This is a genomic window from Halodesulfovibrio spirochaetisodalis (assembly GCF_001672295.1).
Taxonomy (GTDB): Bacteria; Desulfobacterota; Desulfovibrionia; order Desulfovibrionales; family Desulfovibrionaceae; genus Halodesulfovibrio; species Halodesulfovibrio spirochaetisodalis.
Window position 1 is genome coordinate 168,056 of record NZ_JXMS01000002.1, and the last position, 12,608, is coordinate 180,663.

13 protein-coding genes are annotated in these 12,608 nt (G+C 46.9%); 10 read left to right on the forward strand and 3 right to left on the reverse strand.

Going from position 1 to position 12,608, the window contains the following annotated elements; translation table 11 throughout:
- The first annotated feature begins 111 nt into the window (after positions 1-111).
- Complete coding sequence (locus SP90_RS02035; protein WP_066852031.1) at positions 112-1,770, forward strand: hypothetical protein; 1,659 nt, start codon at positions 112-114, stop codon at positions 1,768-1,770.
- A gap of 179 nt (positions 1,771-1,949) precedes the next feature.
- On the opposite strand, the gene SP90_RS02040 is transcribed toward SP90_RS02035, so the two are convergent.
- Positions 1,950-2,156, reverse strand: a complete 207-nt coding sequence (locus SP90_RS02040) for a hypothetical protein (protein ID WP_066852033.1) — start codon at positions 2,154-2,156, stop codon at positions 1,950-1,952.
- 806 nt (positions 2,157-2,962) lie between these two features.
- On the opposite strand from SP90_RS02040, the gene SP90_RS02045 reads away from it, so the two are divergent.
- The gene (locus SP90_RS02045) at positions 2,963-4,597 is read left to right on the forward strand and encodes an L-serine ammonia-lyase, iron-sulfur-dependent, subunit alpha (RefSeq protein WP_066852035.1); all 1,635 of its coding nucleotides are present in this window, start codon (positions 2,963-2,965) and stop codon (positions 4,595-4,597) included.
- A 240-nt stretch (positions 4,598-4,837) separates the two neighbouring features.
- Here the strand turns inward: SP90_RS02045 and SP90_RS02050 are convergent, their stop codons facing one another.
- Positions 4,838-5,107 carry a hypothetical protein gene (locus tag SP90_RS02050; protein WP_066852037.1) on the reverse strand — a complete coding sequence of 90 codons (270 nt, stop codon included), beginning with the start codon at positions 5,105-5,107 and terminating at the stop codon, positions 4,838-4,840.
- Positions 5,108-5,384: 277 nt separating this feature from the next.
- Between SP90_RS02050 and SP90_RS02055 the strand changes: the two genes are divergently transcribed.
- The 8 genes from SP90_RS02055 (at position 5,385) to SP90_RS02090 (ending at position 11,982) form a co-directional block, all read left to right on the forward strand.
- Positions 5,385-6,500, forward strand: a complete 1,116-nt coding sequence (locus SP90_RS02055; protein ID WP_066852039.1) for a sensor domain-containing diguanylate cyclase — start codon at positions 5,385-5,387, stop codon at positions 6,498-6,500.
- A 124-nt stretch (positions 6,501-6,624) separates the two neighbouring features.
- Positions 6,625-7,302 carry an HD-GYP domain-containing protein gene (locus SP90_RS02060; protein ID WP_231895519.1) on the forward strand — a complete coding sequence of 226 codons (678 nt, stop codon included), beginning with the start codon at positions 6,625-6,627 and terminating at the stop codon, positions 7,300-7,302.
- Between the two features lie 272 nt (positions 7,303-7,574).
- Positions 7,575-8,390 carry a hypothetical protein gene (locus SP90_RS02065; RefSeq protein WP_066852043.1) on the forward strand — a complete coding sequence of 272 codons (816 nt, stop codon included), beginning with the start codon at positions 7,575-7,577 and terminating at the stop codon, positions 8,388-8,390.
- Positions 8,391-8,424: 34 nt separating this feature from the next.
- On the forward strand, positions 8,425-8,736 hold the full coding sequence (locus tag SP90_RS02070) for an HMA2 domain-containing protein (protein ID WP_066852045.1): 312 nt from the start codon (positions 8,425-8,427) through the stop codon (positions 8,734-8,736).
- 125 nt (positions 8,737-8,861) lie between these two features.
- Entirely contained in the window at positions 8,862-9,137 is a 276-nt protein-coding gene (locus SP90_RS02075; protein WP_066852047.1) for a hypothetical protein, read from the forward strand.
- 111 nt (positions 9,138-9,248) lie between these two features.
- Positions 9,249-9,452, forward strand: a complete 204-nt coding sequence (locus SP90_RS02080) for a hypothetical protein (protein WP_066852049.1) — start codon at positions 9,249-9,251, stop codon at positions 9,450-9,452.
- A 2-nt stretch (positions 9,453-9,454) separates the two neighbouring features.
- Positions 9,455-9,790, forward strand: coding sequence for a hypothetical protein (locus SP90_RS02085; RefSeq protein ID WP_066852051.1), 336 nt, complete (start codon positions 9,455-9,457; stop codon positions 9,788-9,790).
- 62 nt (positions 9,791-9,852) lie between these two features.
- Positions 9,853-11,982 carry a heavy metal translocating P-type ATPase gene (locus tag SP90_RS02090; protein WP_066852052.1) on the forward strand — a complete coding sequence of 710 codons (2,130 nt, stop codon included), beginning with the start codon at positions 9,853-9,855 and terminating at the stop codon, positions 11,980-11,982.
- A gap of 60 nt (positions 11,983-12,042) precedes the next feature.
- Here SP90_RS02090 and SP90_RS02095 read toward each other — a convergent pair whose 3' ends face one another.
- Positions 12,043-12,477, reverse strand: a complete 435-nt coding sequence (locus tag SP90_RS02095; protein WP_066852053.1) for an HMA2 domain-containing protein — start codon at positions 12,475-12,477, stop codon at positions 12,043-12,045.
- Between the last annotated feature and the right edge of the window lie 131 nt (positions 12,478-12,608).

The window sequence follows — 12,608 nt, forward strand, 5'->3', positions numbered from 1 at the left end:
TGATTAGTAAATACACAAAAAGGTATACTTACACTTTTTATTTGACAAAAAAAATACATCTATATTTATTGTGTAAAAGAAAAGTTAAAAAAAATTATGTGAGGTTAATCTATGATGCGTTTTTTATGCATGGTTCTTTTCTTGTTGATTTCAGTATTTCCTAATAAAATTTTTGCAGGAGTGATTTCATTTTCTACACCAACATTTACAATTGAACGTTGTGACGATAGTCGTTTCACATTTTTTGATCGTAAAGTAGATGTGTTTGGAATTCCTATTTATGCAGTACCCGAGGTGCATCCTAGAAAATTATTGCATGCGGCAAATGTGCTTGCTCAGTATTTGGACAATAACGAAGACGGGCAGGTTGATAATCCTCGAGTTGTAGAAGCAATGATTGCTCGACGAGCATTTTTGTTTATGTGGGGAGACAAAGCACAGGTGGATGAAATTGACGCAGCATTTGAAGCAAATGGCTGGGAAGGCGAAGGGCTGGATCTGGGAAATGATGAAACCAGACCTGAGTGGTTTTTGAATGGCCGTGTCGGTAAATTTGATGAAGCGATTGAACAAGTTTGGCTTTTGGTAGCAACAACAGGATATGCTCAGGTATACCCGAATATTTTTGGTGAAGCAGGAGTAAGTTCTCTTACTGCTGCTATGGATGTAGCTCGTGGTGGGCGCTTTGAAGAATTGCCTGCGAGTTATCCGGATAATGCGTGGTACACATATTCTGATCAAACATGCGACTATGAGTGCATGGCGAGTGGATACTTTTACTGGGGCATGAGTTCTGTTTTGGGCGCACAAGCGAATAGGGGAGATGTTATTTCTGGAGTTTGGAAGCTCTTCAGAAAGGACGACGTCAAGACCGGTGATCCGAGCTTATACGCCTTGCTGAATGACCCAAGCTACATTCTGCCAACCGTGTTACCGGATGGTACATATCGCAATTTCCAATACTCTGAAGAAGCAACACTTTCACAGACTCCACCAACGTTTGATATTAAATCGTGTACGGATTCCCATTTCCCTTTCTTTAACCAGCGAATTAATGTGTTTGGAATTCAGGTTTATGCTGACCCGAATGTCCCAAAAAACAAAATTCAACATGCTGCAAATGTGCTGGCACAATATCTGGATAATGATGAGAATGGGGTGGTTGATGACCCTCGCGTGCTGAGCGTAATGCATGAAAATAATGCGTTTCTTTTTATGTGGAGTGATGAGTCTTTGTTTGAAGAGCTAGAAGCAGCGTATCTTTCGAACCCATGGGAAGGTGAAGGGCAAGACCTTGGGAGCGAAGAGTCGCGTCCAGAGTGGCACAGTAATGGCTATACTGGAGAGTTTGACGGAGCAATAGAAGAAGTCTGGCATCTTGTCACATCTGTCGGGTATTCTCTTGCGTATCCAGAAGCCTTTGGAGAGGGAGAATTGAGTACGCTGACTTCAGCAATGGATATTGCTCGTGGCGGACATTTTACCGAAGTGCCAGTGCAATACCCTGTTGATGCATGGTATACATATGATGATGAGACTTGTGACTATGCGTGTATGGCAAGTGAGTACATCTATTGGGGTATGAGCTCTATTCTCGGAGCACAGGTTAACCGTAGAAACGAAATCTATGATGAATGGAAGTTATGCACTAAAGACGAAGTGCAAAAGAAAGATACTGCACTTTACGGCTTGCTGACTTCGCATGATTATTCGTTGCCAACTGTCTTGCCGGACGGTAGTTACCGAAACTTTACAAGTACTGGAAACTAGCAGTGCTTAAAGAATAAACTGCAAGGAAGCGCGATGAGCGCTTCCTTTTTTGTTACGGTCTATCTTCGCAAAAATAAAGCCCTCCCCAATACTTTCAGGGAGGGCTTCGAATAAACATGGTACTGCGAATGCATAGAGATACTTCAAACAGGACTGCTCGTCATATCTCGTAACGTTTTCTACGCACCTTTCTTTAGTGCCGCGTCTACTGCGGCTGCATCCAGAACTTCGAGACACTCGTTAAGGGAGCGTTCAAGCAAGTACCAAGTATGCTTGAGTTCTGGATACACTTCACCAAGCTTTTCGTGCATCATTCGTAAGGTGTTTGCGATCTCATACAATTGTGTGATGGGGTCATCAGGAAGGGAAGTGTTGTTTTGTGCCATAAGGCATCTCCTTGAGGATTTTGAAGATGCTTCCAATCACAAGATACACGTATCCTAGGGACTGTGCATTTTGCTTATTGGACGCAAAATGCCACTTCTTACGGGAGCGGTTTACCGCTTGTGGAAAGGTGTTTGAGATCACCTAGGCGATAAATATAGAGGGTTTAGTGGGGTGTCAACTCGGCTGTGCAAAGCAAATTTATTAGGTGAGATGGAAGCGCGATGTGTGCTTCCTTTTTTGTTTTCAAGCCAGCAAGTTATTGCGGCTGGCTGTTGTCATTAGAAATATACTGACAAGTTGCGATGCCGTGTTCTCATTGATGTCACCTTTCTGTGTGCAAATGTATTTGTCGGACGTTAACATCATCCCTTTGTGCAGGGGGAGAAGAAGCACATTTGATACGTTGCAGACAGGTGTGACGAGTGCCTTCAGTTCTTATAATCATACATGTGTTCATTCTGCATAATGTTGTGCTAAAGGTACGTTTATTAAGCTCATTGTCGGTTGTTCATCAGTGCAGCTAATCAATATGGAGCTTGTTTTTTATTCAGTGCAATAATTTGCTGTTATATCCGCCGGTCATGATGAGAAGAGTAGAGTTACTTTGAAAGCGATACTGTGAGACATTGATGCATCTGCCTAATGTTCCATAAACAAAAGCGCTTGCTATACCATAGTGTAGAATATCCGGTTCCTTCATCTGCATCCCGCCGTTACAACATAATTTCCGTTCATTGCACTGTATCTGCTGTCATTGCTTATTTTCGTAGTGTTGAGATGAGACAAAGCAACATAAGGAATTAGTATGACCAAACTACCTTCTAGCATTTTTAATGAGGTTATCGGCCCGGTTATGACCGGCCCTTCCAGTTCCCATACGGCTGCTCCTTCGCGTATCGGGAATCTTGCAGGGCAACTGGCTGGTGATACGCTTTCTCGAGTTACCGTGACGTTTGAATCAAAAGGCTCGTTTGCCACAACCTATAGAGGGCAAAAGTCTGATCAGGGACTTGCTGCCGGTTTCATGGGGATGAAGCCGCAAGACCCCAGATTATCCAATGCGTTGGTGTTAATCAAAGAAGCAGGGATTGATCTGAAGTTTGAGATAAAACAGTTTGAAGCCAACCACCCGAATGTGGTGCTTATGGATATAGTAGATACAAGCGGTGAGCAGGTGACTGCAAAGGCATTATCTACTGGTGGCGGGCGTATAGAATTTAATGAGATAAACGAATGCCCTGTGTATATGGCTGGCGATTACTACGAACTGGTAATTATGCTTTCTGAAAAGCCGTCGCGGTCATTGGAACAGCTTTGCAGCAAAGTGCAGGGTGCTCTTACGCGTGCAGACGTAAAACTGCATGGAAGCTCTGTGAGTGATAACGGTAAGCAGGGTGCTGCGTGGCGCGGGGTAATTGTCATCCATGCCCGTGAAAAGCTTCAGCAGGAACTGCTTGATGAAGTGCAGGAACTGTGCGGCAACGCTTCTATCCGTAACGTTGCGCCGGTAATGCCTGTTATGGCTTCTTCTGATTGTGCTGTTCCGTTCAGCAGTGCGGAAACATTGCTGGAATGGTGCGCAGGGCAGGGCGATATTCCGTTATGGAAAGCAGCTGTCCGGTATGAGGCTGCGCGGGGTAAGCTCACAGAGTCTGAAGTTATTGAGATGATGGCTGACATCACTGATGTGATGGAAACAGCAATTACAACCGGACTGACCGGTGATTTTTCTATGCGGGGCTTTTTAACCCCCACAGCAGCTAAATTGCAAAAAGCGTTGGATAACGGACAATTCATTGCAACAGGTATGCTGGATTTAGCCACTGTTATGGCGGTTGCCGTAATGGAATTGAATTCATCAATGGGCTGCGTGGTGGCTGCGCCTACTGCCGGTTCCTGCGGTGTGCTCCCTGCTGCTGTGTTCAGTGCGCTGGAGTCGTTTTCTATTCCGCAGGAAGAGCGACGGGAAGCAGCAGCCAAAGCAATGCTGTGTGCTGGGTTGATAGGCGTATTTATCAGCGAGCAGTCTACATTTGCTACCGAAGTATGCGGGTGTCAGGCTGAGTGCGGATCTGCCGCAACAATGGCCGCTGCTGCTCTTGTGGATATGGCTGGCGGCTCTGTTCAGGATGCGTGCAATGCTGCGGCGCTTGCAATGCAAAATTCACTGGGACTCACCTGTGATCCGGTTGCAGAGCAGGTTGAAGTGCCTTGCATCGGACGAAATGTAGGAGCAGTGAGCAATGCTGTTTCTTCTGCAAATCTGGCAATGCACGGTTTCAGAGGCAACTTGCCGCTGGATGATGTAATCTGCGCCATGTGGGAAGTTGGCAACGCGTTGCCGGATACCTTGCGCTGCACCGGTAAAGGCGGCTTATGCGCCACACCGTCCGGCATGCGTATTAAGGAAGAGGTAGATAAGCTGCGCTTTGCTTCATAGCGCGTGTCTTGCATGGTAAATAAACAGCGTACACAGGTCAGCTAGTGCTAACTCGTATTATGCCGTAACTATTCTATTTTATCTAAAAAATTGATAAAAGCTCTTGCGTAATCGCAAGGGCTTTTTTTTTGAAGAGTGGAAAATGGTTCTGCAACCTTTTGGGGGGATGCAATGGACCTGCCGAAGAATGAAGCCCCCGAATAGACTTCTCGTCCATACGGGGGCTTTTTCTTTTAGTGGCTAATGGTCTTTTTCTTTTGCTTTGTGGTGCTCACGGGTGTGTTCTTTATGGTCATGCTTTTTCACATGGTGATGTCTGTCATCGGAATGTGAATGCCCGTGATGCGGGGCAGGGTGCTTATGCCCTTCTGAAGAGCCGCCATGCTCAGTGTCTGGATGGCTTTTTTCATGGGCGCGGTACTTCATGTGGTCTTTGTTGTGTTTGTGCTCATGTTCATCATCATAGCGCCGTTTCATTTTATCGTGAGTACTTTTGGATGTATGTTGCATAGTACTTCCTTTTTGAAAAATGCGAGTTGCCTGTTTGAAATGGTTGTACCACGCAGCAGCGCTTGAGTGCTTTGATAACGCCGCAGAAATAGCAGACTGGTGTTTTATTGGTCTCCATAGCATGCACAAACCGTATTCTTCATGTGGGCTGCCGCATTGAGGCGTTGTGGATGGCTCGTTTCATACTTTTTCTAATATCTATGGAAGATTAACGGCTTGACTCTGATAATGGATTTCAATATCAGAAAACGACAATAAAGTAAGGTAGGGACGTTTAGTGAAAGAAAATGTGTTTGACCGTGAGGACAAGGTCATCCGCAAGGCTCGATCGTTACTGACAGGGGGCTCATTTCAGCAGGACGGCAGCGAGGACAGCTACCGCGAATTGCTTGCTGAATATGAGAAATCAGTAAGGCAGAGTAAGCGCCTGCTGAAAATGGGGGACAGGATGCAACTCGCACTTGCTTCACTTAATGAAGAGTTGCAACTGCGCGAGCAAAAGTATCGGGGTATTTTTGAAAACGCGATTGAAGGTATTTACTACACAGATGCGCAGGGGGTGCTTCTGGAGGTAAACACAGCCATGGCGTGTATGCTCGGGTATGAAACAACTGAAGAGTGTTTGAAGAACACTCGTGACGTGGGGGATATATTTAAGACATCTCAGGCATTTTCCCAATATAAAATAATGCTGCATAGCAAGCAGGTAGTCAAAAGCATGCATGCGCAGCTTTGTTGTGCAGACGGCAATACCGTATGGGCTGAGATAAACGCCGGAGCGATTGAGTCTCATGCTACGGATAATCGGCACATCGCGGGGATTGTCGGGGTAATAGCCGATATTACAGAGCGAAAGCACATGATGCGTGAAATGTGCAGGCTTGCCCGTACTGATTGCCTGACGGGGCTGTGGAACCGCGGATATTTTGTAGAGCTTGCTGCACAGGAAATTGCCCGTTGCAAACGGTTCAGCCATGAGTTGTCCATCCTGCTTGTTGACGTGGACTACTTTAAAGGCGTGAACGACAAATACGGGCATGATATCGGCGACAAAGTACTTGTAGGCGTTGCAGATACGCTTCGGGAAACCTTGCGTGAAGTGGATGTGGTTGCCCGTTTCGGCGGCGAAGAGTTTGTTGTCATGCTGCCGGATACGGGGCTTGATGCTGCTCAGATGGCGGCAGACAGGTTGTGCCGTGCTGTCCGCGAGCAGGATTTTTCGTATGACAGGCATCGGGCAATAAATGTGACGGTGAGCATTGGTGTGACTGCGTTTGAAGATGTACAGACGTCTTTGGATTTGCTGCTGAAGCGTGCAGACACAGCAATGTATGCTGCGAAGCATAACGGTAGAGACAGGGTGGAATTTTGTACTCAATGCTCGTCCAGATAAAGGCTGCTCCGGTGGATAGAAGCGTGGGGTCGGGACTGGTTCAGAAAGTACGATTACATGCTCTGATTGCGGTTCCGTGTAGTGAAGGTAGATATAATATGGTGCGTGGTAGTTTATGGATGTTATGAATTTACGGTCGTTGAAGTCTGACATTGCCAAACAGTGCGATGTGCGGGTGCAAAGAGCTGTCCTGAGTTCGTTACATCTGTTTGCTGAATCCCTCGGGAACGCCATTGATGCCAAAGACCATTGTACGTGCCTTCATTCTGAAGAAGTGGCGATTATTGCGCAGGCAATCGGAATGCAGCTTGAACTGCCTCAACTGGAAACCCGCTTGTTGCATATTGCCGGTCACCTGCATGATATCGGGAAAATTGGCATTCCCGACGCAATCCTGAAGAAAACCGGATCGCTTACCGATGCAGAATATACTGAAATTAAGCGTCACCCTCAGCTTGGGGCAGAAATTGTCACCCCTGTTATGGGGGCTGTGGGCAACGGTGAAATAATCAGCGTTATCTTGCATCATCATGAACGATACGACGGTAAGGGATATCCAGACGGCCTGAAGGGAGAGGATATTCCCTTTGGAGCACGAATTATAGCTGTAGCGGACAGCCTTTCTGCTATGCTGCAGGACAGACCCTACCGTGTCGCCATGGGATATGAAACTGCTGTTGATGAAATACTCCGATGTTCAGGAACGCAATTTGATCCCGCGATTGTTGCAGCATTTATGGAGATTAAAGATAATATTCGGGAACTGCTCCAGTCAATCCGCGGCGCTGAATGGGCTGTGTAATATAGTTATCATGCTGTTGGGCAGGGATAGAGATTATCGTTAGTTTGATAATGTTGTCCCGTGATGCTTAGTGGGTGTTTTTGTGTTCTGCGCGATAGCGCCAGTCGTGTGACTGTTGAGAGTTGCCGCTTTGCAGAGGTTATTCTCAGCGAGTAAAAGTGTACGGAAAATATTCTTGATAAAGCCCAAAGGTAGGGAGAAACTGATGCTGGTCAGTCATTACAAACTGCGTTACGCTCAGCGTATTCTTTTTATTTAACAAGGTGTTTTTTATGCTAAAAAATATTCTTCCGAAATCCCCGATTGCAGCGGCCGGTGTTGGACTTCTTCTTGGTGCAGGCATAGGTGGTATACGGGGCTGGCTTGAAGTCCGGCGCGGAGACATCACCAAAAAAGACGCTGTTGCAGGTGCAATCAAGCAAGGGCTCATGTTCGGCGGAGTAGCTGCGGTATCAACCATGGCCAGCGGCAGTAAGGGCGGTGGTGCCGGATTAGCGACCATGGCTGTTATGGGCTTGAGTGGCGGCGGTGGAGGATTGCCGAATATGCTACTTGGAATGACTGGCGGCGGCGGTGGTCGCGGTGGTGGAATGGGCGGCGGCATGCGTGGCGGCGGTGGTATGTCTCAGATGGTTGGCCAGACTGGTGGCCAAATGGGCGGCCAAGCTGGTGGTCAGAAAGGTGGCATGGGCGGCGGAAAAGGTGCAGGAGGCGGCGGTGGACGCAGTCAGTCTTCCGGCTCTATTCTTGATTCCGTATCCAATGCTGTGACTGATCTGATTATGCCGGATTCCAAATCCCCAAATACTGAGGCTGCTGCGACACAAGTTCCTCAGGCAGAAGCCGTTGTGCTTCAGCCGGAGCTGATCGACGAGCCTGTGCAGGAAACACAGGAGTTGGAAGCGGATTCCAGCATTGTTGAATCTTCTTTAGAGACAGAGCCACAGGCAGATATTGCTGAACCTGTTATTGAGGAAGATAACAAAATTTCTGTTAAGGAAGAGGCACCCAAGCCTGCTCCGAAAACAACAAAAAAGCCTGCTGCTTCTGCAAAGAAAAAGAGCAGCAAGAAAACATCACCGAAATAGATAGTGATTGAAGACGATTCTTCACGGAGACACCATGGATTTTACAACAGTAGCAAAACTGCGGAAATACCTATCTGTTAAACATCATATTCCGGGGAGAATTCGGATAACTTTTGATAAATCGATCATGACTGACCCTGAAGCGTTGGCACTTGTGAAATCAGCACCCGCAATGCCTGACGCTGTCACAAAAACAAGTTTGAATATTTTTTCAAAGTCAATTGTCATTGAGTATGATGCCAAACGGGTTCCTCCAGAGCTGTTGGAGGAGCTGATTAATGCTCCTTCGGATGATGCTGCCAGCGCTGTGGTTGAAAAATTATATTCGATTTTATACGGCGCGTAACTCAATTTGAACATAGTTGCCCCGAGTTCTTCACGAATTCGGGGTATTTTTTTGGGAGAAAAATAGCTTGACGATGATAATCGTTTTCACTAAAAAGATCTAAAGAACAAAAGAGGAACGTACTCATGGATAGGCATATTCAAGAAAAAGCTCGTCGTTTTGCAGCACAGTGTGACAAAATGGATTTCGATCCAACGTCACCTGCGTGTTCTGTGTGTGCTGTAAAAAAACGTGGTCGCTGTAGAGATTACGGTGTGTTGCTTTCTCTGTGCGGCATGATGGTCTGTCACCAGTTTAATTTGGGTGTGGGACTGGCAATCTGCCACGGAGCCGCGAATGCGTTCATGAGTACTATGACGAATAAGGCATATGAAAAAAAATCATTACCGCAAAATTGCTAGCTTTGTTTGATAATGGTACAAAATAGTTAGATCAAAACTTTTTGTTGTATGGTCTTTGCGATACTATGTTCGCAAAGACTCTTTTTTTATCTATGCCAAAAGGGGCTGTATATGAAAGAACTATCAGAGAAGCTACTGTTAGTGGCCGCCGGTGCAGCCGTGGGGGCTGTAGGATATCTCGCGTGGAAGAATAGAGATGAGCTTCATGACTTGCTTGATGCTGCTTTGGATAAGGGAAAAGAACTTATCGAGAAGCAAGTGGAAGAGATGGGGGACATGATGCCGAAAGCCTCTGAAAATGAGAAGGGAGTGTAGTAATGGCTGTAAACAGATTAGCATATTTTTTTGCAGGTGCCGTGCTTGGCGCAGCAGGTCTTGCAATGGTGAAAAGCGGTAAGGGGCAGCAGCTCGTTTCCGGTATGATCAGCGGTGGATGCGGGCTTGCAGAAAATGTTCTCACCCGTGTGGAAACCGTTAAAGAAGACATTGAAGACTACATGGCTGAAGTTAAGTACAAGGCTGCGCAGGCTAAAGAAGCCGCTGCACAGGAAGAAACTGTTGCAGCAGCTGACGTTGAAATTGACGTTGAGCCTGAAGCTGCTTCTGAAGTTGAAGAAGAAAGCACAACTGATTCTGTCAACGAAAAGGCATAGCGGTTCATTCGCACTGCATTGTGTGAGATTGGTGCACACGCACAACGAGTAGCGGAGAATACATGACGGTTATACGAAGCTTTCCGGGGCGTATCCGGTTTGCGGCGCAAGACGCAGCTGCTGTCCAGCTTTTACAGCAGCAGGCTGAAGTGGCGCTTGATCAGGTAAAGGCAGATGTCGCGGTGGAGTATAATCCCCGCACAAAGCGTGGCCTCCTGATTTTTGAGAAAGACGCAAAGCTGACCGATCTGCTGGTAGATGTAATTGAAAGTATGACACAGACGCTTTCGGTTTCATCATCACAGCAAGCCTTGGCCACTGCAGACGGCAGTTCCCTTCCTGCGGTATCAGATGCCGGACAGGAAGGTGAGATTGAAAATCCGGTATGGATTATCTCAAAAAAAGTTTTGAATCATTACATGGCTCGCATGTTCATGCCGCCAACAATTCGCCCTTATTGGACGATGTTCAATGTTGCCCCGTTAATATGGGAAGGCCTGAAGTCATTACGTCAGCGCAAGCTGGATGTGAATGTTCTTGATGCCGCGGCAGTTGGTGCAGCGCTTGCTATGCGTGACTTTAATACCGCAGGTACCATCAACTTGCTTCTCGATATTAGTGAGACACTGGAAGAATGGACTAAGGAAAAGTCCAGAAGTGACATTGCGGCACTTTTCTCCGGTGACAGCAAGCCTGTATGGGTAATGCGTGACGATGAACCGGTAGCAATTTCACCTGATCAGCTTGTTGTGGGTGATCTTGTTGTTGTCCGGTCTGGTGCACGAATTCCTGTTGATGGGGTTGTTGCAGAGGGTACGGCACTGGTTAACCAGTCTTCCATGACCGGTGAGCCGCTTGCGGTGGAAAAAAGTGTCGAGAGTGAGGTCTACTCCGGAACCGTAGTGGAAGAAGGGCGTATTATCGTATACGCACAGTCCGTTGGTTCTGATACCCGCTTTGCTAAGATAGCGAAGATTCTGCAGGAGTCTGACGACCGTAAAGCAGATATTCATAGTCAGGCTGTGAAAATGGCAGATAAAATTGTGCCGTTTTCATTTATACTTTCTGGCGTAGTGTATGCGATTACCCGCAATGCTACTCAGGCTGCGGCAGTTCTGCTCGCTGACTATTCCTGTGCCATCAAGCTGGCAACACCGCTTGCTGTCCGTTCTGCAATGCTGGAAGCAGCGCATAACGGTGCGGTGATTAAAGGCGGCAAGTATCTGGAGCATCTCTCCCAACTGGATGCAATTGTTCTGGATAAAACAGGCACATTGACAGAAGCACGGCCGGAGCTTGTTAACGTTTGCCCGATGAACGGGTATACACGAGAGTTTGTTCTCAGACAGGCAGCATGTATGGAAGAGCATTTCCCGCATCCGGTGGCAGATGCCATTGTACGGAAAGCGGATGAAGAAGGGCTTATCCATGCTGAGGATCATGCTGAGGTAGAATACATTCTTGCACATGGTATTGCTACTATGCTGGATGGTCAGCGGACTATTCTTGGCAGCAAGCATTTTGTCCATGAAGACGAAGGTATTCCGTTTGCAGGTGCTGAGGATTTGATTGCGGAGTGCTCAGGTGCAGGACTTTCCTTGCTGTACTTTGCGTGCGGCGGAGAGCTTGCAGGTGTTCTTGCTATTAAAGATCCGGTGCGAGACGATGCCGATCAGTTTATCCGTAAGCTGGAAAACATGGATGTAGAACGCATCATTATGCTGACAGGTGACGGTGAAGAAACAGCGGCAGCCGTTGCGTCTGATTTGAATATTGAAGAATACTATGCTCAGGCATTGCCGGACGAAAAGACCGCGTTGATTAACAACCTTAAAGAGCAGGGCTACACTGTAGCTATGGTCGGGGACGGAATTAACGATTCTGCTGCGCTGACCACTGCCAATGTAGGTGTTTCAATGAAGCACGGTGCAGATATCGCCCGTGAAGCCTGCGATGTGATGCTGACAGGTGAGCGTCTGGACAGCCTTACCGATGCGATGGAAGTTTCCAAGCGTGTAATGCGACGTATTAAGCGTAACTTTATGTTTATTGTCGCAAGTAACACACTGTTTATCGGTCTTGGTGTGACGGGCGTTATTACCCCTGCGTTAATGGCATTGTTGCATAATTCAGGTACGGTATTGACGTGTGTACACTCTATGCGTCCGATGTTGCCGGAGCATTCTGAGTAAAAATAATTCGATCCTATATATAAAAAAATCCCATGTAGCATGTGCTGCATGGGATTTTTTTTATGAGAAAAGTGTTCGCTTGTTCTGATACAGATGTGCTGCCATGAGTGTGAGCCAGACGCTCCCGGCTACAACATGGGCTTTCTCAGAGTAAGCAAGCAAGGCTATTGTAGTAATGCCGGCACCAAGCAGGCCGCGTTTTACAATTTTTCTTGCTTTCCGGCCTGTGATGGCACGGTTGAAGCTGCTGATTTTTCCTTTCACTTCATCCGGCTCTAACCCCAGACTGGTTGCGATGCTGCAGAAGAGTTTATCTGCGCCAACTTTTGCCTGATCAAAGAGTACAAGGATACTCCCAACCCGTTTGTTGACGGCAACTTCAACCACACCTTTGGTTTTTGCCAGAGCTTCTTTAACAGCATCTGCGCGTTCTTCAATTTTAAGGGATTCGCATCTAAAACGAAAACGAGCATGTTCCATGGTTGTAGCAGTCATACTGCACCCTCCTAGTTTTACCGATACAATACGCGAAAAGTGAATGTACTACAGTATAGTTATATAAGGTTATGTGATTGATCAAGTATGTTCTTATAATAAAGGGTGTTGGACGCATGCATTGCCATGTT